Genomic DNA, 23,908 nt, shown 5'->3' with positions numbered 1-23,908 from the left:
GCCAGGACCGATGCTGCCTCATTTGCGCCAAGCTTCCCAGCGTTAAAGGTGCAACCGGGGCAAACAGCCGGTGCAGCGCCGGAGACGACTCTCTGGCATGGGTGCGCGAGCCTGTCCCGGGTTACCAGGCCCCGGCGAACTTCACCGCAGCCGCTGCCCGTGAGGGCACCTTCAGGGTGTGCAGCAGGGACGAGACATGGATGCGAACGGTGAACGGCGAGATATCCAGCTCCCGGGCAATTTCCTTGTTGGTCTTGCCCTGGGCGATCAGGCGCAGCACTTCTTGCTGGCGGGTGGTTAGCTGGCTGATCTCGGCGCCGGCATCCAGGGGCAGCAGCAAGCCGGAAGGTGCGTACTTGACCACCACTTCGCCCTGGCGAATGGCCTGGATTGCCTGGCCGATCTCCTCCGGGCTGATGCTCTTGCCGATAAAACCGTCGGCACCAGCGGCCATGACTTCGCCGATCAGGTCCTGGTTGTCCACCATCGATACCACGATGAGCGAGGTTCGGGGCAGCTGTCGGCGCAGGTCGGCAATCAGGCTGACCGAGGTCAATCCGGGGAAACGCAGGTCCAGAATCAGCGAGTCCGGCTCCTCGCCGGTCAGGGCCAGGGCCAGTACCGCCGCCAGGTCGCCAGCCTCTTCGAGCAGGGCGTCGGGCAGCAGGCGCTGGAGGGTGCGCAGCATGCCCTCGCGGAATAGCGGGTGGTCGTCGGCGACGATAATCCGGCATGTCATGTCGTGAAACTCCTTGAAACATCCAGTCCTGCGCGCATGCTAACTTGACGCGCGGCGTTGTAACTGGCCGCTGGTCGTGTTCGATACGCGGTATTGCCGAGCGGCAAAAGACCACGGCAACACAGATTGCACAAGGAGGTGATTGCATGAACGTTGAGAAGGACAGCGAACTCGACCAGGCCACCCTGCGGATTATCGTGGCCGGGTGCGCCCTGGTCTGGTTTACCGTGATCGGCTTTCTCCCGGGGCAGCAGGTCGACCCTTATGTGCCGGTGATGATCTACATTGCCCTGTTCATGTTGGGTTCGATCCTGCTGCGCATGGCCATTGCCCGCTGGCCCGGGCATTACCCGGCGCGGCGTATCCTGGGCATGGTCTACGACTACACCGGCACCTGTTACGGCTTGGTGGTAGGCGGCGAGGGGGCGCTACCGATTTATGCGGTGATGGTCTGGGTGAACCTGGGCAATGGCATGCGTTTTGGCTCGCGCTACCTGGCCATTGCCACCGTGCTGGCGCTGTTTGCGCTGTTCATGGTCTATCTGCTGACCCCGTATTGGCAGGCCCAGCCCTACATGGTGCTGATGCTGATGATCACCAGCACGGTGATTCCGGTGTACGCCCACATCCTGCTCAAGCGCACCCGTCTGGCTTCGGAAGAGGCGATTGCCGCCAACCTGGAAAAGTCCCGGTTCCTGGCCCAGGCCAGCCACGACCTGCGCCAGCCGATCCACTCCATCGGCCTGTTCACTGCTTGCCTGCGCGAGGCCAACCTGGGGGGCGAAGAGCGGCGGCTGGTGGACAACATCGACCGTTCGCTGCTCAACGTGTCGCAGTTGTTCCGTTCGATCCTCGACCTTTACACCCTGGACAACGGACGCGTGCAGCCCAAGTACGAAACCGTGCACCTGGGGGAGTTACTGCGGGATCTGGTGCGCCAGAACGCCGAAGCGGCGCGCTGGGCGCGGGTCGAACTGCGCTTGCGCCCCTGCAGTTACTGGGTGCGGGTTGATCCGGGGCTGTTGGCGACCATGGTGCAGAACGTGCTGTCCAACTGCTTCAAGTACGCCGCAGAACGGCCGGTGCTGATCGGTGTGCGCCGTCGTGGCCAGGGCCTGGCCATTGTCATTTATGACCAGGGCCGAGGCATCGCCGAGGAGCATCTGCCAAAGATCTTCGATGAGTTCTACCGGGTCCGCCAGGTGCGCGACAAGGACGTCGAAGGCGTTGGCCTGGGCCTGTCCATCGTCAAGCGCCTGGGGCAGATGACCGACCTGCAGGTGACGATTCGTTCGCGGGTCGATCACGGTACTACCGTCAGCCTGCATGGCTTGGTATTGGCCGCGCCGCAGCGTTTGCACAGCCGTGACGAAGCGGTGCAGAGCGGCTTGCTGACCGGGTTGCGAGTTTGTCTGGTGGAAGATGATCGTAACGTCCTGCTGGCCACCTCGGCGTTGCTGGAGCGCTGGGGCTGTGTGGTCCAGGCCGAATCGAGCGGGGAGAATCTACTGACCGATTGCGACATTATCGTCGCCGACTATGACCTGGGCACCCGCGCCTCGGGTATCGAATGCATCGACAGCATCCGCCAACAACGGGGTTGGGAAGTACCAGCCTTGATCATCACCGGACACGACCTCGAGAAAATCCACGCCGCCCTGCACGACCGCAACATCGCCATCCTCTCCAAGCCGGTGCGTCCGGTGGAACTGCGGGGCACCTTGCGGGCCCTGCGCGAGACGCCGCTGGCGTCCAGTCACAGGGCCGTGACGCAAGAGGCGGCTACCAGGTCCGGCACGGGATAAGCAGGGGGTAGTTGGTCATGGTCAGCTTCTTGTTCTCGCCACTGGCGAGTTCGACGAAGTCATCCAGCATCCCTGAGTACGAAGAGATCGAACTGCGCTCGGTGTAGTAGTGGGTGGTCACCGGCCCGTAGTTGGTGTTGCTCTGGCCGGTGCCCACGTACTCATTCCAGCGGCTGGTGCCGTACACCATGTCTTGGCCCTGGACGAAGTAGCGGCCCGGTTGCAGCCCCGTGAACTGGAAGATGCCGTTGCCGTCGGTCCGGGTCACCCGGTGCACGGCCACGGCCTCGGGGGTCATGCTCACCGGCGCGCCCTCGGGCTGGGACCTGCGCAAGTCATGCCAGGCCTGCAAGTGCGGGGTGACCGGGTAGAGATAGATCTCCACATTGCCACTGTTCTCGATGCCGTCGTTGCCGACGATGCAGAACTTGCCGGTGAGCGTTGCGTTGCCGGGTTGCAGGGCGGCGCGCGCGGCCTGGGTATCGAAGGGGACGGTGGGGTACTGCACGGTGGGGATTTTTACCGGCGGGTATTCGTCCAGGGTTCGTCCCTGGCGCGGCGCGCAGGCACTCAAGGCACAGGCGAGCAGGACTGTGCCTGCCACCATGAATAAGCGGGAGTTCATGGGTTCAGAACCTTTGCAGAGGTTGCAGTGTTCGCGCGACACAGCCCTGCCATGGCGCAGTGGCCGGTGGTCGCCGCGAACCTGGGTAGTCGGGGACTGCCGGCTTACTGCTTGGTGCACTGGGCGGGGAGCGCTACTGCGCCGCCCATGGTGGCGAAGGCGACCATGCCGCCGCTGGGCAATACACACTCGTATCCGCCGTTGCTGGTGTTGGCGGTGAAGTAGGTCTGGGACGCGTCGCTACGCACGTTCGAGACAGTGGACACGGGTTTGCCAATGGTGATCTGGGCGCGGTTCTTGAGGTCGTCGTTGCTCGGTTTGGCAATGGCGCAACCGCCCAAGGTGAGGGCCAGGGCGCTGATCAGGGCGAAGGGGCGGAGGCTGGACTGGAGTTTCATGATGAATCTTCCTTGGTGTTGTTGTGTTTTCAACGGCGCAGCCGCTCCCGACACCGCAGAACGGCGGTGTTGGAGGAGAGCGGGTGGTTGCTCGGCACTATAGCCCCGGCCTGGGGGAGGGTCGATTAGCACAAATGGGCTAATGTCGCTTTGCAATTACGGGGCGCAGGGGGCGGTGATCAGGGCGGCTTGGTGGGCCCGGCGGGGTGAGCCGGGCCCGGATCAGGGGTCAGGTGAGCAGTTGTTCCTGCAGGCGCCGGCCCAGCACATCGAGCAGGTCGCAGCCGTCGCGCAGGGGGATGACGCACAGCTGGGCGAAGTCCTGGAGCAGGGCGGGATTGCTCTGCAGGTTGTCGTGGCTGGCGATGTTTTCCAGCAACTGGGTGGCCGCGCGGATGCGGTGGGCGGCGGCTTCGTGGAGGGCGTCCAGCGGGGCCTGGGTGTCCACCAGCAGGGCGGGGATGTTGTAGTCGTTGCTGGTGAGGGGCATTTAGTGCTCCACGTTTTTATCCACTGTATCGATGGGTGGATCGGGTGTGATTTTCTTCATTGGTCTGCTTCCTAACGTATGAGTCGGAGTCGCCAAAAATCACTTCCACGTAATTAGGTGGCGGCTGTACGCAGGTGTGGAAGACCGGGACGTTAGGCACCCGGCGCACTCAAGAGTGCCCCGCGCACAGCCACCATAAAGTGCAGGCTACAAACATGCCTGACGGTTGCTGGTGCTTTGCGCGCCTAACGATATAGGGGCTTCCACACCCCTGTCACTGAATTTGCAATGACCCCCAGACCTTAAGGGCATCGCCTTGGAGGGACAAGGTGATGCAATTGGACGCGAGTTGTAGGAATTTTCGGTGATCGCGGTTTGAGGGGAAGGGGGGGAGGGTTTGGTCTTGAACGGTGGGGAAGCTAGTCGTAAAACCGGGATCTTTTTGTGTACATATCCGTTGCTGCGGTCAGGGCGGCTGGCTCGGCATCCTTGCCGAGCTGCCCCCTACGCAACGCCTACGCTCGGCCGGCAGGGAAGGGGCCGGAAGATCAAGATCAAGATCAAAAGCCAAAGCCAAAGCCAAAGCCAAAGCCAAGGTGCGCAGGCCGGCTCTTTGTAGCCGCTGCCGAAGGCTGCGAAACCAGGCGACGCGATATGTCAGGAATATCGGGGAGGCAGGTTTAGCGTCTCCTGCGGAGCCGTACGCAGCCTTCGGCAGCGGCTACAGAGTATGTGCGTTCTGTAGCCGCTGCTGAGCCTGCGAAGCTGCGAAGAGGTCCGCAGGACCTTCGGCTATGCCAAGAGCAACGTCGCCCTGTGAAGGAGAAATGAAACAAGGCCGGCCGGCAGGCCGCCGTCTTGCTCTTGCTGTGGCTTTTGATCTTGATCTGTTAGCCCCGTTAACCACGATGGCCGAACGCAGGCATTGATCCGTGGGTAACCCGGCAGGGATGCCGGGTTAGCCGCCACCCGGCCATGGATGGCCGGTGGCGGCGGCCCACGGATCAATGCCGGAGTTCGGGCATGCCGAGCCTAGGCGAGGCACCGAGTGGAGGGGCAGAGCGTTTTGCTTACTTTTGCGCTCTTCAAAAGTGAGCCGCTGTAAGAGCGGAACCTTAAGTAGTCGCACCCGCAGGAATGGATATGTCCCCAACCCCCGCTGTAAGAGCGGAACCGCCAGTAGCCACACCCGCAGCACCGGATATGTACCCAAACCCCACTGTAAGAGCGGAACCGCCAGCCGCCACACCCGCGGCACCGGATATGTACCCCAACCCCCGCTGTAAAAGCGCAACCACAAATGGCCACCCCCGCAGCAACGGATATACACACCATCCCCTCTACCCTGAACACAAAAAAAGGCGGCTACCCCCAGGTAGCCGCCTTTTTCATGCCTGCCGGTAAAGCTTATTCCGCCAGTTTGTAGGCAATGATGTAGTCGCCCATCTTGGTGCCCAGGGAGCCGTGGCCGCCCACGACCACCAGGACGTACTGCTGGCCGTCCTTGCCGGTGTAGCTCATCGGCGTGGCCTGGCCGCCCGCTGGCAGGCGGGATTTCCACAGTTCCTTGCCGTTTTTCACGTCATAGGCGCGGATGTACTGGTCCAGGGTGCCGCTGAGGAAGCCCACGCCACCGCCGGTGACCATGGAGCCGCCCATGCTCGGCACGCCGATTGGCAGGCCGATCGGGATCGGCGAGCTGTCGCGGCTGGTGCCGTTCTTGTGCTTCCACACCACTTTGTTGGTGGTCAGGTCGATACCGGCCACGTAGCCCCAGGCCGGTGCTTGGCAAGGTACGCCCAGAGGCGACATGAACGGGTGCATGATCACCGCGTAAGGCGCGCCCGTGTTGGGTTGCACGCCCGAGGTTTCGCTTTCGCGCTTGCTGTCGGCGGCGACTTCGGCGCGCGGCACCAGCTTGGAAACGAAGGCCATGTAGTTCGGGCTGGTGAACAGCAACTGGCGCACCGGGTCCAGCGAGACGCTGCCCCAGTTGAACACGCCGACGTTACCCGGGTAGATCAGGCTGCCCTGCACCGACGGCGGGGTGTACTGACCTTCATAGCGCAGTTCCTTGAACTGGATGCGGCACAGCATCTGGTCGAACGGCGTGGCGCCCCACATGGCTTTCTCGTCCAGTGGCGGCGGCAGCAGGTTCAGGTCCGAACGGGCCTGGGTCGGTGCGGTGTGGTCGCCTTCGACAGCGCCGGTCGGGGCCGGTACTTCACGGATCGGCACGATCGGGGTGCCGTCGCGACGGTCCAGTACGTACAGGCTGCCTTGCTTGGTCGGCTGGATCAGCGCCGGCTTGACGCCGTCCGCGGTCTTCATGTCGAGCAGGGTCGGCTGGCTGCCCACGTCCATGTCCCACAGGTCGTGGTGGGTGAACTGGTAGTTCCAGCGCAGCTTGCCGGTGTCGATGTCCAGGGCCACGGTGCCGGCGCTGAATTTCTCGGCGCCTGCGGTGCGGTTGCCGCCCCATTGGTCAGGCATCTGGTTGCCCAGTGGCAGGTAGACCATGCCCAGTTTCTCGTCGACGCTGGCCAGGGACCACATGTTCGGCGAGTTGCGGGTGTAGGTCTGGCCTTCTGGCAGGGGAGCGGTTTCGTCGGGGTTGCCCGAATCCCAGTTCCACACCAGGTGACCGTCGTGCGCGTCGAAGGCGCGGATCACGCCGGACGGCTCGTTGGTCGATTCGTTGTCGGTGACGTGACCGCCGATGATCACCAGGTTGCGGGTGATGGCGGCCGGCGAGGTGGAGTAGTAGCCACCCGGAGTGAACGGGCCGATACCGGCCTTGAGGTCCACGGCGCCTTTGTTGCCGAAGTCTTCACAGACTTTGCCGGTGTCGGCGTTGATGGCGATCAGGCGCGCATCGGCGGTAGGCAGGAACAGGCGACGCGGGCAGCTGGCGGCGATGGCCTGGCCCGCCGGGGACAGGGTGGCCGGCTGGCTGATGGCGTCGGCGTTCTTGAAGTTGGCTTCGTCGTAGTACGACACGCCACGGCAGGTCATGTGCGCCCAGCCACGGAAGTCGTCGCCGTTGGGGCCCTGGATCTGCGGGTCGAAGCGCCAGATTTCCTTGCCGGTATCCGGGTCCAGAGCCAGCACCTGGCTGTGGGCGGTGCAGGCATAGAGCTTGCCGTTGACCTTCAGCGGGGTGTTCTGGTTGGTGATCTCCACCGGGTCCTTGGCGGTCGGCATGTCGCCAGTGCGGATGCGCCAGGCTTCCTGCAGCTTGCCGATGTTGGCCGGGGTGATCTGTTTCAGCGGCGAGTAGCGGTCGCCGAACTCGGTGCGACCGTAGGCCTGCCAGTCACCATCAGCCATGGCCGGTGCAGTGCTGGCCATGTCGGTGCTGTCGCGGCCCAGGTCGCCGGAGATTTCCCCAGGGTTGGTGAACTGGCTGCCAATGGCGGCGCCACCGGCCAGGACCACGGCCACGCTCAAGGCCGCGGTGCCGATCGGAGCCGGGCCATCGCGCAGCAGCGGACGACGGAACCAGGGCAGCAGCAGGACCACGCCCAGGGCGAACCACAGGGACAGACGTGGCACCAGTTGCCACCAGTCCAGGCCGATTTCCCACAGCGACCAGAGGGTACTGGCGAACAGTACCAAAGCATAAAGGCCTAGCGCGGCGCGTTTGCCGGCCAGCAGCAGAAGGCCGGTCAGCGTCAGGCCGATACCGGCCAGGACGTAGTACAGCGAGCCGCCGAGCATGCTCAGCTTGATCCCCCCGGCCAGCAAGGCCAGGCCCATTAGCAGCAGCAAGACTCCGAGCAGGCTTGGCAGCCGGCGGCTCGGACTTGAAGCACCCTCAGTGCTCATAGTGTGGTTCTCCGTGACGTTAAGAGTGTTCCCGCGCTTGTTCACTGTAGATGACGATCAGGCGCGGGCTTGGTTCAGCTGAAAACTGTGAATGGCGTCGTTTTTTGCCTCGCGGCTTTAGAACGAACTCTGGATCTTGATCCCGCCGATCAGCGCGTCGTCCACCTGGCTGACACCACCTGGATGACGGATGTACTGCAGGTTGGGGCGCACGGTCAGCCAGTTGGCCAGGTGCACGCCGTAGTACAGCTCGGCGCTGTACTCGGTGTCCTGGGGCGGCAGGTAGCCGGGGTTGTCGTAGGCGTAGATCGCGCGGGCCTGGTTGCGGGCCTGGGCGTTCTTGCGGTACGCCGGGTTGACGTGGACCCGGGCCAGGGCAAAGCCGATGTCGTCCTTGGCCCGGGCATCGAACAGGCCCTTGTAGACCAAACCAGCCTGGACGTAGTTGTCGATGGCGTTGGTCTTCTTGTCATGGGCGGTGACGTTGGCGAACAGGCTCAGGCCGCGGGAATGGTCGCCGGCCAAGCTGGTGACTTGCTGTTGCGCGCCGAACCACAGGCCGTGCTTGCTCGAGCTGCTGCGGTAGGCTTCGCCGCTCAGGGCCGCACTCTGGCCGTTGCTGTCCTTGTACACGTCGCTGGCCTTGGCGCTGCTGTAGTAGTAGCCGGCGCGGTACTCACCGGCCAGGCCGTTGAGCTTGGGTGTCCACACCAACTCCACCGGCAACAGGGTGCCCTGGGTGCCACTGCCGCTGAGCTTGAAGCCGTTGTCGCGGTCCAGGTTCGACGGGTTCTGTTCATAGGCGCCGATCTGTGCGTAGACCTCTGGAGTCAGGTGGTATTTGACCCGCAGCGCCCACTGGCTGACTGGCCAGTTGTACCAGACGCTGCCAGCCCAGTTGCCCACCTGGGAGCCGCAGAACGCCAGGTTCTGGAAGTCGCAGGGGAAGCTGTTGAAGTCTTCGCCCTGGCCGAAGCGGCCGGCCTTGATGTCGAGCTTCTGGTCGAAGAATTTCTGCTGGTACCACATCTGCGTCAGGCGCCAGGTCTGGCCACGGCCCCAGACTTCCTGGGCCGAGGTGAAGCCGCCGACCCGTGGATCGTTGATCCGGTCGTTGCTGATGTTGTCGCCGTCGCGCTTGGTCACGGTCAGTTGGAACTCGGCGTCATCCCAGCCAAGGATCTTCTGCAGGTCCAGGTGGCTGCCAAAGGCGAACTGGTCGCTGTAGCGCGCGGTGCGGTCATGGTCGTAGCCGCCATGCAGGTTGGCGCCCATTTCGCCGACGTAGTCGACCTTGAAGTCGTAGCCCTTGTTCGCCAGTTCCGTGCGCGCGCCATTCCAGTCGCCGAGCATCCACGGTGAGTCGCTGTCGAAGGCCGGTGCGGCCTGGGCGCAGGCGGCAAACCCCAGGGCGCCGAGCAGGCTCAGGGTCTTGGGCAGGGCAACGGGAGTCAGGACAGCGCTGTCTTTTAGGCGCTGAAAAGTAGGCATAGGCATTCGAGTCAGGTCTTTTTCTAGGAATAGGCAGAAGCAAGGGCGCGGCACGTGGCATCGATACGGGTTGATCGAGGACGGCAGGCCACTGATTTCAAAGGGAAAGATGAAACGGTTCAGCTTTATTAGGGGGCTAAGGATAAAGCGCCGTCTCATCAAGAGAAAGCGCTTTTATTGACATGAACCGTTTCGGATTCGGTAACAGTCACCGGGCCCGGGCAGGTTCAGCGCGGGGCGGTGGCCCCGGCGAGGGATTGTTTCTGCCGGGTGTAGCTCAGGGCGAAGTGCGCCACCAGGCCGAAGATCAACCCCCAGAACGCGGCGGCCAGGCCGAGAAAACTCATGCCTGAGGCTGTGACCAGGAAGGTGATCAGCGCGGCTTCACGCTGTTTCTCATCGGCCATGGCGCCGCTGAGCCCGGCGCTGATGGCGCCGAACAGGGCCAGGCCGGCCAGGGCCGCGATCAGCTCCTTGGGCAGGGCGGCGAACACCGAGGCCAGGGTCGCGCCGAAAATCCCCATGAGGATGTAGAACAGGCCACAGGCGATCCCGGCGATGTAGCGTTTGTCCTTGTCTTCGTGGGCTTCGCGACCGGTGCAGATGGCGGCGGTGATGGCCGCGAGGTTGATGCCATGGGAACCGAAGGGGGCCAGCAGCGCCGAAGTGATGGCGGTCCAGGACACGATCGAGCGCGCCGGGGTGGTGTAGCCGGCGCTGCGCATCACCGCCATGCCCGGCACGTATTGCCCGGTCAGGGTCACCAGGGCCAGGGGCAGGCCGATGTTGACGATGGCGTGCCAGTTCCACTCGGGGGCGATGAAGATCGGTTTGGCCAGTGCCAGGGTGATGGAGCCGCCGTTGAAATTGCCGAGGCCGGCGGCCACGGCGCAGCCCACCAGCAGCACTGCCAGGATCGCGTAGCGTGGCGAGAAACGTTTGCCCAGCAGATAGGCCGCGATCATCGCCAGCACCAGGGCCGGTTGCAGGGTGACCGAAGTGAACAGCTCGGCGCCAAAGCGGAACAGGATCCCCGCCAGCATGGCCGCGGCAATGGCCTTGGGCAGGCGGCTCATGAGCTTGTCGAAGGCCCCGGACAGCCCGACCACGGCAATGATCAGCGAGGCGACTATATAGGCACCGATGGCCTGGGGCAGCGACACCGTGGGCAGCATCGACACCAGCAGCGCTGCGCCGGGCGTTGACCAGGCGGTGATCACCGGCACCTTCAGGCGCCAGCTCAGCAGCAGGCCGGTGAGGCCGCTGCCGATGGAGATGGCCCAGATCCAGGACGACACCTGGTCACTGGGCAAGTGGGCTTCGCGGGCAGCCTGGAACACGATGATCAAGGGGCCGGCGTAGGAAATGATCACGGCGATCAGGCCGGCGATCACGGCGGAGAGGGACAGGTCCTTGCTGAGACTGTGCATGGCATCTCGACTGGCGTGGGTGAGAGAAAAATTGAGTCGATTGGGTTGGTGCTGGCTGAGTGTATTTCAATAAATTGGATCGATTCAATTGTTTCTCAAGAAGGATTTGCCAGGGGTCTTTTGGGTTTGTGTGTAAATTATTGATTTATAAGTATTTATCTTGATCATGAATAAAGTGTTCGAGTCGCTTGCGGTTATTTCATTTGCCTGATGATCGAATCAATAGCTCGATTGAGTCGATGTTAAAGGCGAGTGCAGGCCTGTGATATGCTCCGGCCCACTTCAATGCAGCCGATGGTGATCAGCCTCCATGTGGGTTCCCCAGTTAAGCGAGTTCAATCAGCCGGTCTACCTGTCCATTGCCGACGCCTTGGCGCGGGATATCAGCAGCGGCCTGTTGAACGACGGTGACCGCTTGCCGACCTTGCGCGAGCTGGCGGTGACCCTCAATGTCACCCCCGGCACCATCAGCCGCGCCTACAGCGAAGCTCAGCGGCGCGGGCTGGTGCAGGGCGAAGTCGGGCGCGGCACTTATGTGCTGGCGCAGCCGCCGCTGGTGTTGCCGGAAGGTTCCAGTGCACCGTCGCTGTCCCTGGGGCAGTCCGAAGCCCTGGATCTGTCGATCATCAAGCCTTACAGCGAAACCCTGGAGTACTGGTTGCGCGGCGCGTTGGTGGGCATGGCCCGCAGCAGCGATTTCGGTCGTGCCCTGGACTACGCCCCCGACGGTGGTCATCCGGCCCATCGTGAAGCCGGTGCCCAGTGGCTGCGCCATTCCCTGCCCGAAGCCCATTGGCAGCAGGTGGTGATGACTGCCGGTGCCCAGCACGGGTTGATGGTGGCCATCAGCGCCTTGAGCAATGCCGGCGATCTGCTGCTCTGCGAATCCTTGACCTACCCGGGCATCATCTCCGTGGCCCACGGCCTGGAGCGGCGCCTGCGGGGCGTGGCGATGGACGAGCAGGGGGTGATTCCCGAGGCCTTGCGCGAGCAGTGCCTGCGGGAAAAACCGGCGCTGCTGGTGTGCGTCGCCAGCTGCCAGAACCCCACCACGGCGATCATGTCACCCCAGCGTCGGGCGCAGATTGCGGCGATTGCCGAAGAGTTCGACTTTTTGATCATCGACGATGATATCTACGGCTTTCTCGCCACCGATCCGTCGATCAAACCGCTTTCCAGCTATGCGCCGCAGCGTTCGGTGTACCTCACCAGCCTGTCCAAGGCGATCATGCCGGCGTTGCGCGTGGGCTATCTCTACAGCCCGCCGAAGTTGCTGTCGCGCCTGAGCTCGATGGTCCGCAGCAGTGTGTGGATGCCCTCGCCGCTGACCGCGCAATTGGCCAGCAACGTGATTGTCGAGGGATTGGACCGCAAGCTGGTGCAGACCCAGCGCAACGAAGCGGCGGCGCGTCAGGCGATTGCCCGGGAGGTGTTTGCCGGCTTGGAGATTCAGACTCAGCCCCACAGCTATCACCTGTGGCTGACCTTGCCGGAGCCCTGGACTGGCGATGAGTTCGCCACCCTGGCCCGAGCCAATGGCGTGCTGGTGATGAGCGGCAGCCAGTTCCAGGTGGAGCGTGGCGCCAGTTCTTGTTGCGTGCGGGTGGTGCTGATGTCGCCGACGACCCAGGACGAGTTGCGTTTTGCCCTGACTCAGTTGGCCAGTTTGATCGAGGCTGATCCGCGGCGTTATTGCTGAGAACCGCTTTCGCCGGCAAGCCGGCTCCTACACAGATCTGTAGGAGCCGGCTTGCCGGCGAACGGTTTAAAAGGTAGTACGCAACCCCACTTCCACACTGCGTCCGGCGGCCGGCGCGATATCCCGCAGGATCGAGCTGGCGTAGCGCACGGTCTGGTTGGTCAGGTTCTCGCCCTTGACGAAGGCCAGCCACTGGCTACGGCCAATATCGAAGCGATAACCGGCACTGGCGCCAAAGGTGGTGTAGCCATCGGTGCTGCTTTCGTGGTCCGGCACTCGGCCCTGGCCGGCGGCATGCTGCACATCCAGGCGCGCCTGCCAGCGATCCAGTTCCCAGAGCAGGCCGCTGTTCAGACGCAGCGGGGCAATGCGTGGCAGGTACTGGCCATTGTCGAGGTTCTTGGCCCGGGTGTAGTCGCCGGACAGATCCAGGGCGAACTTGCCGTAGGCGCTTTCTCCCAGGCTCCAGCGATCCTGGGCTTCGATCCCGGTGAAGCGTGCTCGTACTCCGCTGTAGGAGTATTCCGGAATTCCGCCTGCCTCTTCTTCGCCTTCATCGTTGAGGGTCCGGCCCGTGCCCAGCAAGCCGATGTAGTTGGAGAAGTGGCTGTAGAACACCCCGACGCTGCCTTTGTGGGTGCCGTTGTCGAAGCGCAGGGCCAGGTCGCTGGACACGGCCTTTTCCTTGGACAGCTTGGCGTTGCCCAGCTCATAGGTGCCGGTGGCGACGTGGGCGCCGTTGGCATACAGCTCATAGAAGGTCGGGGCGCGTTCGGTGTAGCCCAGGGTGGCGGCCAGGGACCAGACCGGCGTCAGGGTATAGACCGCGCCGGAGGACAGGCTGCCGGCAGTGAAGCTGCTGGACTTGTCGGCCTGGGCAAAACGCTCGTTGCCTTTGCCGTCCGGGTCCACGGTGGTGTGTTCCAGGCGCCCGCCGAGGCTGAGTTTCAGGCGCTCGGTGGCTTGCAGTTCTTCAAGAATGAACAGGGCGCCGCTGTTGGTATCGGTCTTTGGCACGAAGGCTTCTTCACCCAGGGCGGAAAACTCGTTGCGATTGACCTGGGCGCCGACCACGCCTTCCAGCGGGCCGATGGGCAGGTGCCGGGCCTCGACCCGCGCCTCGTAGCCCTTGTTCTTGAAGGTGGTGCCAGTTTCACCGCCTTCGATCTCCCGGTGTTCATAGTCGGTGTAGCCGGCGTTGAACTTGAGCGAGCTGAACGGGCCCTGCAGGTTACGCAGCTCCGAGGCAAAGGCGTAATGATCCTGCTTCATGCGGATACGCACGTCGTCTTCGGCGGGGGAGCCGTAGTTGGAGTCGTAGTTGCTGTAGGACAGGCCGGCATAACCGTCGTCCCAGGTGTAGGAGCCGCCGATGGCGCCGCCGTCCTGGCGTCCGTCGCTGTTGCCCAGGCGGCCTTTCTTGCCGTCGCCATCTTCGCTCGCTGGCGCGTGGCGGCTGCGGGCGTAGCCGGGAATCTTCAGGTCATTGAACTGCCGGGAGTTGGCGTCCAGGTGCAGGGCGAAGGTGCCGTCGCCGGCTTCCAGTTTTCCGGCGCTGCTGCGGGTGGTGTCGGCGCCGCCGTAGCGCAGTTCACCGGCCCCGTGAATACCCTCGATGGCTTCGGTGGGAATGCGGTTGTCGAAGCTGTTGATGACCCCGCCAATGGCGTTGCCGCCGTACAGCAAGGCTGCCGGGCCACGAACGATTTCGATGCGTTCAACGTTGACCGGGTCCAGAGGCACGGCGTGGTCGTAGGACAGCGACGAGGCATCCAGGGCACCGACGCCATTTTGCAGGATGCGGATGCGGTCACCGTCCAGGCCACGAATCACCGGGCGGCTGGCACCGGGACCGAAGTAGGACGAAGACACACCCGGCTGTTTGTTCAGGGTTTCACCGAGGCTGCCTTTCTGTTGCAGGGTCAGTTGATCGCCTTCCAGCACGGTGGTGGGGGCGGCCAGCTCAGTGCTGCCCAGAGGATTGGCGGTGATGACTTGCTGGGGCAAATCCAGGGCCTGGGCCTGGGAGGCAATCAGCAAGGCGGCGGACAGCGGCGACAGGCGCCACAGTAAAGAGCGGGAAGGGCGAGGGACTGAAAGGGACATCGGTCATTCCTTGGCAAGCGTTGCGCAGCGCGCTTTGAGTCAGAAAACAGGCAGGACACGGGGGTGCCCAGGATGCGGGTGAGTTGTTATTGATTGATACAATATAACATCTCTTTTATCGCGAAAAGCCAGGAACTTTTTGCTTCTCATGCTCAATCGCCGTGGTTGTCTACGGCGGCTACAGTTAAAACAGCGCTCTGGCGCGGGCGCATGCCCTCGGCTAAGGTGCGCGGCTTTCCCTATTTTCTTCCCGCAAAGGCCTGGCATGACCGACACCCACACCGACCCGCTGCATGGCGTAACCCTGGAACAGATCCTCAAGGCGCTGGTGGAACACTACGAATGGTCGGGGTTGGCCGAGCGCATCGATATCCGTTGCTTCAAAAGTGACCCGAGCATCAAGTCGAGCCTGACCTTCCTGCGCAAGACGCCCTGGGCACGAGAAAAGGTCGAGAAGCTCTACGTGAAGTTGCAGCGCACCAAGCGTCCGCTCTGAGGAATTCCATGGCCGGTGTATCGCTGCAGGGGCTGCTCAGCCGACGCGGGCTGATCGCCATTGCCGCAGTGCTGGGTTGGCTGGGGCTGACGGTTCAGCTGTACCTGATTCTGTTGTTGCGCTGGGAGGCCGGGGCCAGCCTGCTGGGTGGGCTGGTGAACTTCTTCAGCTTCTTCACCGTGCTCAGCAATACCTTGGTGGCCAGTGTGCTGACCTGTGCCCTGAATCTGCGGATTTCCCGGGGGCAGGCGTTCATGCTGCATCCGGCGGTCAGTGGCGCGGTAGCGGCGAGCATTGTCCTGGTGGGGTTGGCTTACAGCCTGCTGTTGCGTCATCTGTGGCATCCCCAGGGCTGGCAATGGCTGGCGGATGAGTTGCTGCACGACGTGATGCCGGTGCTGTTCCTGATCTACTGGTGGTGCTGTGTGCCCAAGGGTGGGCTGCGGCTGAGGCACGTCGGCTTATGGATGCTTTATCCGATACTGTATTTCGCCTATCTGCTCTTGCGCGGGAATGTGCTGGGGCTGTACCCCTATCCTTTTATCGCCGTGGACAAGCTCGGCTATCCCCAAGTGCTGCTCAATGCCCTGGGCATATTGGCGGGATTCGTCCTGGTGTCGTTGTTGTTGCTGGGCCTGGATCGCTGGCTGGGCAAGCGCCCGGCGCCACCCCGGTAGGCCCCGGCTTGCCGGCGACGGGGTCCTTGAGACCGCTTTCGCTGGCAAGCCCGCTCCTACAAGGGAAATGCATTCCCGGTCACTCCGTAGGAGCCGGCTTGCCGGCGAAGGGGGCCTTGAGATCGCCTTCGCTGGCGTGCCAGTTCCTACCGTGAGGCGGGGTTATTCTGCTTCGCTGCCGTCCAGGCGCCAGTAACCGGCAGCCTTGACGAATTCGTCGTCGAGCCGGTGCTCATCCAGCAACACCCGACGAACCTGGCGCGAAACCTTGCTCTCGGTGGCCACCCAGGCATACAGCTTGCCTTGCGGGACCTGCAACTGACGCACAGTGCTGATCAGGTCCTGCGCGCCGCCATCACGCTCCACCCAGATCACCTCGACCTCGGCGGCGCTATGCAGTGCCTGGCGCTCCGCTCGATCCTGAACCTCGATCACCGCCAATACCCGGCGTCCGGCCGGCAGTTCTTCCAGGCGTCGGGCTATGGCGGGCAGGGCCGTTTCATCGCCGATCAACAAGTAGCTGTCGAAGATGTCCGGCACGATCATCGACCCCCGCGGGCCGCCGATGTGCAGGTACTGCCCCGGCTTGGCCTGCTCGGCCCAGGTCGAAGCGGGGCCGTCGCCATGGAGCACGAAGTCGATGTCCAGTTCGCCCTGTTCCAGGTCGTAGCGGCGCGGGGTGTAGTCGCGCATGGCGGGCATCGGTCCGCTGTCCTTGCCCGGGCCCAGCACCAGGGTTTCCAGGGCGGCTTGCTGTTCGGCGTTCTGCGGGAACAGCAGCTTTACATGGTCGTCGCTGCCCAGGCTGATAAAACCGGCCAGCTCAGGCCCGCCGAGGGTGATGCGGCGCATGCGCGGGGTCAGGTCGACGACGCGCAAGACTTCCAGGCGCCGGCGCTTGATCTCGTGCATGACCCGGTGAATGGATGGCTCTGGGGTTGCAGTCATTCGTATTTCTCCTGGGCAGTGTGGCTGACAGGACCATCGACAATGGCCTTGGCGGTGTTGTTCAGCAGGTCACGCACCCGGAGGATTTCTTCCGGGCTCCAGCGCCCATGGTGCATTTGCAGGGCGTGGCGCAGGTTGTGCACCGCCTCATGGATTTCTGCAGGGCGGTCGTGGCCGCGCAGGGAGCGCTTGCTGACCTCGATGCGCATGTGCACGCCGTCCAGGGCAATGGCCTGCTCCTGAAGGGAAAGACGACCGGCGTCGGTGACGCTGTAGCGCTTTTTTCCGCCTTCGGCGTCGCCCTGGATCATTTCGCTTTCTTCCAGAAAAGTCAGGGTCGGGTAGATCACACCGGGGCTCGGGCTGTAGGCGCCGTCGAACATGCCTTCGATCTGGCGGATCAGGTCGTAGCCGTGGCAGGGCTGCTCGGCGATCAACGCCAGCAGCAGCAACTTCAAGTCGCCGGGGGCAAACACCCGGGGGCCGCGGCCGCCGCGTTCGCGAGCGGGACGGCGCTCGAAACTGTCGTGGCCGTCACCCTGTTCGCGGTGGTGAGGGGGCTCTCTCATTTTCTCTTTCTCCTGTTCGGTTCAGATATAACTTAAGATATATCTTAACGATTGCGCAAGCACTTCTACGCCATCCAAAGCTGCCGTTGGTCTGAGATGGAAAATCACAATGGGCGGGCGATCCAGGCCATGGAGTGGCGTGCAGGGGCGGGTCAGCGGATGGATTCAGCGTTGGGCGAGGCTGCCCAGGCACTGGGTGCTGCTGCCAGGCTGCAGGTAGGGCATGAGAATCGGCGCCATGCCCTTGAGCACCTGCACCGGCAAGGCCGAGGTGAACTTGAAGCCCTGGGCCGAAGCCCCCGGCACGTAGGCTGTGAGGGTGCCGAAGTGGTGATCGCCGATGTAGAACACGAAGGTTGCGGTGCGGTTGATGGACTTGGAGCTCAGCACCCGGCCGCCGGCACCAGTGGCCTCGATGCGGTTGTCGCCAGTACCGGTCTTGCCGCCCATGGCCAGTGGCGTGCCGTCCGCCAGTTTGAAACTGCCGGATACCCGTTTCGCGGTACCGGCATCCACCACCTGTGACAGGGCCCCGCGCAGCGCCGTGGCGACCTCCGAAGGCATCACGCGCTTGCCCTTGCCAGGGTCGTTGCTCAGGCGGGTTTCGTAAGGCGTGCCGGCGGCAAAGTGCAGGCTGTCGATGCGCAGGGACGGCAGGCGCACGCCGTCGTTGAGGATGGTGCCCACCAGTTCGGCGAGCGCCGCCGGACGATCGCCGGAGCTGCCAATGGCGGTGGCCAGGGAGGGCACCAGGTGGTCGAACGGGTAACCGACGCTCTGCCAGCGCTGGTGAATATCCAGGAACGCTTCGACTTCCAGCATGGTACGGATGCGGCTGTCCCGGGCGCTGCGGTGGCGACTCTTGAACAGCCAGCTGTAGACCTCCTGGCGTTCGAATTCACTGGCCTTGACGATCTGGCTGAAGGTCGCGTCGGGGTTGTTCATCAGGTAGCCCAGCAGCCACAGGTCCAGGGGATGGACCTTGGCGATGTAGCCCTGGTCCGGCAGGTCATAGGCTCCCGGGCCATAGCCGGCATAGAGCTTGTCCAGGCGCTCGTCGGTGAGTTTTTCGGCGGTCTTGGCGTTTTTCATATGGGCCCGGACAAAGCGATTGAAACTGTCCTGGCTGGCGTCCGGCAGCAGGTAGCGGTGCACGGCAGCCAGGCGGATCGCCGTGGGGTGCATGCCGTCGAGAAAGGTGTCCAGGCGTGCCTGGGTGTCCTTGTTGCGGTACTTCTTCCAGAACCGCAGCAGGAACGAGGTGCCTTCGTGGTCGGCGAAGCGTGCCAGGTATTCCTGGCGCCGCGGGTTGGCGTCGTCCTTGAGCAACTCGGCACTGCTGCTGTCGCCGCCGTAGGTGCTGTAGCGCACCAGGTCACGCATCAGGCGAATGAACGGCAGGTTGATGGATTCGCGCAGGGCATCGCGCAGGGTCGGGCTGCGGCCGTTGTCCTCTTTGCGGAAGTTGTTGAAGTGATGCAACCCGCCGCCGGTGAAGAAGGCTTCGCCGGGGCTGGCGGAGTAGGTGCGGTCCAGGGCCGCGTCGAGCATTTTCGGCAAGCTGCGGTCGCTGTTCTGCATCAGGTAGTCGAGGGCCCAGCGGCTCAGTCGGTCCTGGTCGTTGACCACAAACTTCTTCAGCTCGGCCGGGGTTTTCCCAGCGTGCTTGTCGTGCAACTCGGCAATGATCTGCAGGTAGGTGGTCAGCACCCGCAGCTTGGCGGTGGAGCCCAATTCCAGCTTGCTGCCTTCGTTGATGTCGAAAGGCTGGTCGGTGCTGTCGGTCTGCACCCGCACCCGCGAGCCGTCGGGGGTGAGTTCGAACAGGGTGAAGCTGTAGCGCACTTGCGTGGTGCTGGTGGGGGTCAGCAGGCGCTCGCCGAGCACACCGATCTGCGCGGCGAAAGCCGGGTCGGCGAGCTGCTTGAGGTACTCGGTGGCCTGGCGCTGCAGGTCGCTCTGCAAGGTGCTGGTGGCCGACAGGTCAAGGCGGTCCAGGTCGTACAAGGGGCGGTTGAGCAGCGCTGCCAAACGGCGGCGGGCCACGCTGATGCCCTTGTTGGTTTCGATCGGCTGGATCGTCGGCTGCTGCTGCCAGTCGCGGTAGCTGACCTTGCTGGCCAGGGCCGCGGCGGTCAGGGCGGGATCAATGACATTGTTCTGCGCCAGCAGGCGGATATGGCTGTCGGTGAGGTCCGCCAGCTCGGCGTGCCCCTTGACCAGATAATAGGAAGGGCGGCGTTGCGCGATCATCAGCGACAGCACCTGGCGCAGGGCCAGGCCGCGCTGGGCCAGGCTCCTGGCATCGGTGGCGTTGCTGGACAGGGCCTGGTTGACCTGATCGAAATCGGCGCCGTACCAGACCCGCAGGCCCTCGGCCATGCCATGTACCTCGCCGTGGCCCGGAACCGCCGACAGCGGCACGCTGTTGAGGTAATCGCGAACGATCCGGCGTCGGGCCTCCAGAGTTTGCGGGCCATCCTGATAGGCGCGCACGCTGGCGGAAATCATCTGGCGGATCTTTTCGCCGCCGGACACCGTCAAGCCATCGGGGGAGTGGCGGTATTTTTCCAGCTGGGTGGCCAGGGTGCTGCCGCCGGCGGTCTGCCCGGGCAGGTGCAGAAGCTTGGCCACCTGGGACCAGGCGGCCTTGGCGAAGCGCGGCCAGTCCACCGCCGGGTTGGCCTGGGCCAGCTTGGGGTCCAGCAGATCGCGGTTCTCGATGAACAGCAGGCTGTGCACCATCAGGGGCGGAATATGGTTGAAGCTGGCATACAGCTGTTGTGGGTAATTGAATTGATACAGGGGCGCGGCGCGGCAATCGGTGATGGACAGGCCGGCCTGGATTTTCTCGGTATAGGGCACGAAAAAACCGTTTCTGCTGTAGTCCATCAATGCCGGGGAAAACCGTGTCTGAGCGTCGATCAGGTAGCCGCGCTTGAGCAGACGCGGCAGGAACTCGCCCAGGGCGCTATAGCCCAGACGCCGGTCGAAGGGGCCGGCGCCGGGATAGAGCATGGCGTCGCTGGGGCCTGGTTGCAGGGAATAGCTCAAGTCTTGAGCCAGCTTGCTGAATTCCCGGGCCTGGAGCTTGGAGGTCCGCATTTCCCGGGTGGCGGCGACACCCAGGGCGATCAGCGTGATCAGCAGTAGCAGCCAGAACAGGCGCCAGGCATAACGGTGGGCCCTGGGTTTTTTGGGTAAAGGCGCTTCGTCCTCGCTGTGGTTTGGCACTGCGTTTTTACGCGAATCGGTCTGCCACAGAGCGCCCATAGTCGATTGATCCATTCACGCAGATTGATCGGACTTGTCTGAAGCTTAGTCGGTGGTAGCCGCGGCAGAAGAAATTGTGAAAGCAATGGGGCCTGGAACCGGGCCGCGGCCGCAGGGCTGATCAGGAACCGGTGGGAAAGGGCTGTGATAGAGCCTTCTTCCAGGTAAATACGCCCTAGGTAGGGGCATGACGATGCACCAGGGCTGTGCAATACTCCGGGCCCTTTCCGAGTGAGGTTTAAGGGCAAAAAGCAGGTAATGCTTCTCCGCGAAAGCGGTATTTGCCGAGATTTCTCTCTGAATTTAGCTACTTATAGAGTGAAAAGCCCTGTCGGGAGCTTTTTATACTGCGCACCCCGCTGATCTGGCAGGTCTTGTCCTACAGACGCGCCGCCCCACAAGGCCGGTACGGTTGAGCAAGCTGCGGCTATCCGCCATGGCTTCGCAGACTCGGTGGTTCATATCCAATAACAAAATGAGGTTGTATCTCTATGTCAGTTGGCAACCAACTGCCCCACGGCGAGACCGCTCAGGGCGGCCCGCTGAAACGCGAACTGGGCGAACGGCATATTCGCTTGATGGCCCTGGGCGCCTGTATCGGCGTCGGCCTGTTCCTGGGCTCGGCCAAGGCCATCGAAATGGCCGGTCCGGCCATCATGCTGTCCTACATCATCGGCGGCCTGGCGATCCTGGTGATCATGCGCGCCCTCGGCGAGATGGCGGTGCATAACCCGGTCGCCGGTTCCTTCAGCCGTTACGCACAAGACTACCTGGGCCCGTTGGCGGGTTTTCTGACCGGCTGGAACTACTGGTTCCTGTGGCTGGTGACCTGTGTCGCGGAGATCACGGCGGTGGCGGTGTACATGGGCATCTGGTTCCCCGATGTGCCGCGCTGGATCTGGGCCCTGGCGGCCCTGGTGAGCATGGGCTCGATCAACCTGATCGCGGTCAAGGCCTTCGGTGAGTTCGAGTTCTGGTTCGCCCTGATCAAGATCGTCACCATCATCGCCATGGTGATCGGTGGCGTTGGCATCATTGCCTTCGGCTTCGGCAACGACGGCGTGGCGCTGGGGATTTCCAACCTTTGGGCCCACGGTGGCTTCATGCCCAATGGCGTGACCGGCGTGCTGATGTCGCTGCAGATGGTGATGTTCGCCTACCTGGGCGTAGAGATGATCGGCCTCACCGCCGGTGAAGCGCGCAACCCGCAGAAGACCATTCCCAACGCCATCGGCTCGGTGTTCTGGCGCATCCTGCTGTTCTACGTGGGCGCGCTGTTCGTGATCCTGTCGATCTACCCGTGGAATGAGATCGGCACCCAGGGCAGTCCGTTCGTGATGACCTTCGAGCGTCTGGGCATCAAGACTGCCGCCGGCATCATCAACTTCGTGGTGATCACTGCCGCGCTGTCGTCCTGCAACGGCGGCATCTTCAGCACCGGGCGCATGCTCTACAGCCTGGCGCAGAACGGCCAGGCCCCGGCCGGCTTCGCCAAGACCTCGAGCAACGGCGTACCGCGTCGCGCGCTGCTGCTGTCGATCTTCGCCCTGCTGCTGGGCGTACTGATGAATTATCTGGTGCCGGAGAAAGTGTTCGTCTGGGTGACTTCGATTGCCACCTTCGGGGCGATCTGGACCTGGGTGATGATCCTGCTGGCCCAGCTCAAGTTCCGCAAAGGCCTGAGCCCGAGCGAGCGGGCTGCGCTGAAATACCGCATGTGGCTGTACCCGGTCAGTTCCTACTTCGCCCTGGCGTTCCTAGTACTGGTGGTGGGGCTGATGGCCTACTTCCCGGACACCCGCGTGGCGCTGTATGTCGGCCCGGCGTTCCTGGTGCTGCTGACTGTGCTGTTCTACCTGTTCAAGCTGCAACCGACCAATGTCCAGCAAGGGGCGGTGCGTTCGGCGTCGTGATCCCTCGCCCGGGAGGCTCTTGTCTTGAGCATCCCGGGCCAACGGCCTGAACAGAAGAATCCGGCGTCCCGCCAGGGCCGCCGGATTTTTTTTACCTCGGTTCAGCCTCCCAGGGTGCCGCTGGTATCGGCATCGAAAACCGCCTTGGCTTGTCGGGCCAAGGGGGTCAGCAGGCTCAACAGCGTCGCTGCGTCATAGAGCTGGTGGGCTGCCAGGTTCGCCGGGGTGGGGTCGATGGGAATCAGCACTTCGGCATCGGCTGCGTGCAGCCAGATCGCCGTCACCTGCAACGCCGGGATGAACAGCAACCTCAACTCGCAGGATTTCCCCTGCAGCAGGGGGGCCTGTTCCGCCAGGTTCAGGGCACTGATGGTGGACGCCGCCAGAGCGCCGTGATTGAGCGCCGCGAACTCGACCTTGCCGGCCACTTCCGTCAGTTGCGCGTCGGCGATGGATACACCGCCGGCGAACACCAGGTAATGCCAGTCCCCCGTCGTGGCCTGGTCCAGGCCCTGGCCGTTGGCCAGGTCCCCCAGGCTGAGGGCGTAGCCGCGAAATGCCTGGGACAGGCTCAGGGTGCCGGCATTGGCAAAGGCGCGGTTGACGCCGAAACCCTGGGTGCGCAGGGCTGCCTGCAGTGCCGGGTGCAAGGTCTGGACGCCGTGGGTGGGCGCCTTGGGGTAAGTCAGTTGCATGACGCCTCCTAGTTTTTCCGGGTGAAGTAGGTGTGGGTCCAATTGCCGCCGCCGTTGTAGGAACCGGGGAAGCTGTTAAGGGCACGGGTCGAGTAACCGAAGATGGAGTCGGCGACCAGGATGTAGCTGCCATCGGTGCCGTAGATCGTCAGGAAATGCGCGCCGCCGCCATACCAGGCGCAACGCAGGCCGACGGGACGGCCCATGCTGAGCTGGTTTTCGATGGCCGGCATCTGCATCCGGTTTTCCCGCATGCCGCCATAACTGCGGGTGGTTCTGAGGGCCGAGTCCAGGTAGCCGTAGACGTTGCACGGTCCGGGCTGGCTGCAGCAGGAGTTGCGGCCCAATTCGGCATTGGCCACTCCGCACTGGGTCCAGGAGCCGGTGCCGTAGTAGTTGCCGACCGATGCCGACAGTGCCGCCCAGCACCAGTTGCTCTGGGTTTGCGGCTGCACGCTGAAATTGAGCCGGGCGCCGGCCTGGGGTGCCGCCTCGGCGCGTGGGTCGATTTCAGCCAGTTGCGGATCGATCAGCGTACCGGCCAGGCATTGGGGCAGGGCCTGCGGGTTGCCGGTGGGGGTCAAGGTGGTGCTTAACATGTTCATCCTCCATGAGTGAAAACCAGCCTCCGGCTGGTGTCGCTGTGGCATCTGGGCTACAGCAAGTTGCCGGACCCGGCGCTGGGTGCTGCGCGGCGCCAGCCTCGATGGCGTGCGCTGGCCGGGT

Annotated in this window: 18 protein-coding genes; 5 read left to right on the top strand and 13 right to left on the bottom strand. The window is 63.4% G+C overall.

Annotation, left to right across the window (positions count from 1 at the left end):
* Window positions 1–121: 121 nt before the first annotated feature.
* Window positions 122–739, bottom strand: coding sequence for a LuxR C-terminal-related transcriptional regulator (locus WIN67_RS24410; protein ID WP_102860431.1), 618 nt, complete (start codon window positions 737–739; stop codon window positions 122–124).
* A gap of 146 nt (window positions 740–885) precedes the next feature.
* On the opposite strand from WIN67_RS24410, the gene WIN67_RS24405 reads away from it, so the two are divergent.
* Entirely contained in the window at window positions 886–2,544 is a 1,659-nt protein-coding gene (locus WIN67_RS24405) for an ATP-binding response regulator (protein ID WP_110597119.1), read from the top strand.
* On the opposite strand, the gene WIN67_RS24400 is transcribed toward WIN67_RS24405, so the two are convergent.
* The 6 genes from WIN67_RS24400 to WIN67_RS24375 form a co-directional block, all read right to left on the bottom strand.
* The gene (locus WIN67_RS24400; RefSeq protein ID WP_339070138.1) at window positions 2,522–3,169 is read right to left on the bottom strand and encodes a carboxypeptidase-like regulatory domain-containing protein; all 648 of its coding nucleotides are present in this window, start codon (window positions 3,167–3,169) and stop codon (window positions 2,522–2,524) included. The two genes, WIN67_RS24405 and WIN67_RS24400, sit on opposite strands and share 23 nt — an antisense overlap.
* A gap of 104 nt (window positions 3,170–3,273) precedes the next feature.
* Entirely contained in the window at window positions 3,274–3,567 is a 294-nt protein-coding gene (locus tag WIN67_RS24395) for a hypothetical protein (RefSeq protein WP_110597117.1), read from the bottom strand.
* A 229-nt stretch (window positions 3,568–3,796) separates the two neighbouring features.
* The gene (locus tag WIN67_RS24390) at window positions 3,797–4,057 is read right to left on the bottom strand and encodes a hypothetical protein (RefSeq protein WP_015636855.1); all 261 of its coding nucleotides are present in this window, start codon (window positions 4,055–4,057) and stop codon (window positions 3,797–3,799) included.
* A gap of 1,407 nt (window positions 4,058–5,464) precedes the next feature.
* The gene (locus WIN67_RS24385; RefSeq protein WP_339070137.1) at window positions 5,465–7,885 is read right to left on the bottom strand and encodes a glucose/quinate/shikimate family membrane-bound PQQ-dependent dehydrogenase; all 2,421 of its coding nucleotides are present in this window, start codon (window positions 7,883–7,885) and stop codon (window positions 5,465–5,467) included.
* A gap of 117 nt (window positions 7,886–8,002) precedes the next feature.
* A complete protein-coding gene (locus tag WIN67_RS24380; protein WP_339070136.1) occupies window positions 8,003–9,376 on the bottom strand; it encodes a carbohydrate porin in 1,374 nt (457 codons plus the stop codon).
* Window positions 9,377–9,603: 227 nt separating this feature from the next.
* The gene (locus tag WIN67_RS24375; RefSeq protein WP_339070135.1) at window positions 9,604–10,806 is read right to left on the bottom strand and encodes a benzoate/H(+) symporter BenE family transporter; all 1,203 of its coding nucleotides are present in this window, start codon (window positions 10,804–10,806) and stop codon (window positions 9,604–9,606) included.
* A gap of 310 nt (window positions 10,807–11,116) precedes the next feature.
* Between WIN67_RS24375 and WIN67_RS24370 the strand changes: the two genes are divergently transcribed.
* Window positions 11,117–12,505 carry a PLP-dependent aminotransferase family protein gene (locus tag WIN67_RS24370; protein WP_339070134.1) on the top strand — a complete coding sequence of 463 codons (1,389 nt, stop codon included), beginning with the start codon at window positions 11,117–11,119 and terminating at the stop codon, window positions 12,503–12,505.
* 66 nt (window positions 12,506–12,571) lie between these two features.
* Here WIN67_RS24370 and WIN67_RS24365 read toward each other — a convergent pair whose 3' ends face one another.
* Window positions 12,572–14,611, bottom strand: a complete 2,040-nt coding sequence (locus WIN67_RS24365) for a TonB-dependent receptor (protein ID WP_339070133.1) — start codon at window positions 14,609–14,611, stop codon at window positions 12,572–12,574.
* 265 nt (window positions 14,612–14,876) lie between these two features.
* Here WIN67_RS24365 and WIN67_RS24360 point away from each other — a divergent pair, with 265 nt between their 5' ends.
* A complete protein-coding gene (locus WIN67_RS24360; protein ID WP_019093117.1) occupies window positions 14,877–15,107 on the top strand; it encodes a VF530 family DNA-binding protein in 231 nt (76 codons plus the stop codon).
* A gap of 8 nt (window positions 15,108–15,115) precedes the next feature.
* Entirely contained in the window at window positions 15,116–15,784 is a 669-nt protein-coding gene (locus WIN67_RS24355) for a Pr6Pr family membrane protein (protein ID WP_110651355.1), read from the top strand.
* A 162-nt stretch (window positions 15,785–15,946) separates the two neighbouring features.
* Here the strand turns inward: WIN67_RS24355 and WIN67_RS24350 are convergent, their stop codons facing one another.
* The 3 genes from WIN67_RS24350 to WIN67_RS24340 all read right to left on the bottom strand — a co-directional run bounded on the left by WIN67_RS24350 (window position 15,947) and on the right by WIN67_RS24340 (window position 20,574).
* The gene (locus WIN67_RS24350; protein ID WP_110651357.1) at window positions 15,947–16,732 is read right to left on the bottom strand and encodes a siderophore-interacting protein; all 786 of its coding nucleotides are present in this window, start codon (window positions 16,730–16,732) and stop codon (window positions 15,947–15,949) included.
* Window positions 16,729–17,301, bottom strand: coding sequence for a PadR family transcriptional regulator (locus WIN67_RS24345; protein ID WP_339070132.1), 573 nt, complete (start codon window positions 17,299–17,301; stop codon window positions 16,729–16,731). The genes WIN67_RS24350 and WIN67_RS24345 overlap by 4 nt, the downstream gene beginning before the upstream one ends.
* Before the next feature lie 165 nt (window positions 17,302–17,466).
* Window positions 17,467–20,574, bottom strand: a complete 3,108-nt coding sequence (locus WIN67_RS24340) for a transglycosylase domain-containing protein (RefSeq protein WP_339070131.1) — start codon at window positions 20,572–20,574, stop codon at window positions 17,467–17,469.
* Between the two features lie 491 nt (window positions 20,575–21,065).
* On the opposite strand from WIN67_RS24340, the gene WIN67_RS24335 reads away from it, so the two are divergent.
* Entirely contained in the window at window positions 21,066–22,487 is a 1,422-nt protein-coding gene (locus tag WIN67_RS24335; RefSeq protein ID WP_268562006.1) for an amino acid permease, read from the top strand.
* 101 nt (window positions 22,488–22,588) lie between these two features.
* On the opposite strand, the gene WIN67_RS24330 is transcribed toward WIN67_RS24335, so the two are convergent.
* The gene (locus WIN67_RS24330; RefSeq protein WP_306396508.1) at window positions 22,589–23,182 is read right to left on the bottom strand and encodes a hypothetical protein; all 594 of its coding nucleotides are present in this window, start codon (window positions 23,180–23,182) and stop codon (window positions 22,589–22,591) included.
* Between the two features lie 8 nt (window positions 23,183–23,190).
* A complete protein-coding gene (locus tag WIN67_RS24325) occupies window positions 23,191–23,781 on the bottom strand; it encodes a papain-like cysteine protease family protein (protein WP_306396506.1) in 591 nt (196 codons plus the stop codon).
* Window positions 23,782–23,908: the final 127 nt, after the last annotated feature.

The sequence above is a fragment of the Pseudomonas idahonensis genome, from assembly GCF_037903935.1.
GTDB lineage: Bacteria > Pseudomonadota > Gammaproteobacteria > Pseudomonadales > Pseudomonadaceae > Aquipseudomonas > Aquipseudomonas danubii.
The sequence above is the reverse complement of the archived record's forward strand: the minus strand, read 5'-3'. Positions and strand labels throughout refer to the sequence as shown.

Excerpts from the sequence above, each read along its gene's own strand:
- WIN67_RS24400 (WP_339070138.1), bottom strand. The coding sequence starts at position 3,169 with ATGAACTCCCGCTTATTCATGGTGGCAGGCACAGTCCTGCTCGCCTGT.
- WIN67_RS24370 (WP_339070134.1), top strand. The coding sequence starts at position 11,117 with ATGTGGGTTCCCCAGTTAAGCGAGTTCAATCAGCCGGTCTACCTGTCC.
- WIN67_RS24390 (WP_015636855.1), bottom strand. The coding sequence starts at position 4,057 with ATGCCCCTCACCAGCAACGACTACAACATCCCCGCCCTGCTGGTGGAC.
- WIN67_RS24360 (WP_019093117.1), top strand. The coding sequence starts at position 14,877 with ATGACCGACACCCACACCGACCCGCTGCATGGCGTAACCCTGGAACAG.
- WIN67_RS24385 (WP_339070137.1), bottom strand. The coding sequence starts at position 7,885 with ATGAGCACTGAGGGTGCTTCAAGTCCGAGCCGCCGGCTGCCAAGCCTG.
- WIN67_RS24330 (WP_306396508.1), bottom strand. The coding sequence starts at position 23,182 with ATGCAACTGACTTACCCCAAGGCGCCCACCCACGGCGTCCAGACCTTG.
- WIN67_RS24405 (WP_110597119.1), top strand. The coding sequence starts at position 886 with ATGAACGTTGAGAAGGACAGCGAACTCGACCAGGCCACCCTGCGGATT.
- WIN67_RS24355 (WP_110651355.1), top strand. The coding sequence starts at position 15,116 with ATGGCCGGTGTATCGCTGCAGGGGCTGCTCAGCCGACGCGGGCTGATC.
- WIN67_RS24410 (WP_102860431.1), bottom strand. The coding sequence starts at position 739 with ATGACATGCCGGATTATCGTCGCCGACGACCACCCGCTATTCCGCGAG.
- WIN67_RS24375 (WP_339070135.1), bottom strand. The coding sequence starts at position 10,806 with ATGCACAGTCTCAGCAAGGACCTGTCCCTCTCCGCCGTGATCGCCGGC.
- WIN67_RS24395 (WP_110597117.1), bottom strand. The coding sequence starts at position 3,567 with ATGAAACTCCAGTCCAGCCTCCGCCCCTTCGCCCTGATCAGCGCCCTG.
- WIN67_RS24325 (WP_306396506.1), bottom strand. The coding sequence starts at position 23,781 with ATGTTAAGCACCACCTTGACCCCCACCGGCAACCCGCAGGCCCTGCCC.
- WIN67_RS24335 (WP_268562006.1), top strand. The coding sequence starts at position 21,066 with ATGTCAGTTGGCAACCAACTGCCCCACGGCGAGACCGCTCAGGGCGGC.
- WIN67_RS24380 (WP_339070136.1), bottom strand. The coding sequence starts at position 9,376 with ATGCCTACTTTTCAGCGCCTAAAAGACAGCGCTGTCCTGACTCCCGTT.
- WIN67_RS24345 (WP_339070132.1), bottom strand. The coding sequence starts at position 17,301 with ATGAGAGAGCCCCCTCACCACCGCGAACAGGGTGACGGCCACGACAGT.
- WIN67_RS24365 (WP_339070133.1), bottom strand. The coding sequence starts at position 14,611 with ATGTCCCTTTCAGTCCCTCGCCCTTCCCGCTCTTTACTGTGGCGCCTG.
- WIN67_RS24340 (WP_339070131.1), bottom strand. The coding sequence starts at position 20,574 with ATGGGCGCTCTGTGGCAGACCGATTCGCGTAAAAACGCAGTGCCAAAC.
- WIN67_RS24350 (WP_110651357.1), bottom strand. The coding sequence starts at position 16,732 with ATGACTGCAACCCCAGAGCCATCCATTCACCGGGTCATGCACGAGATC.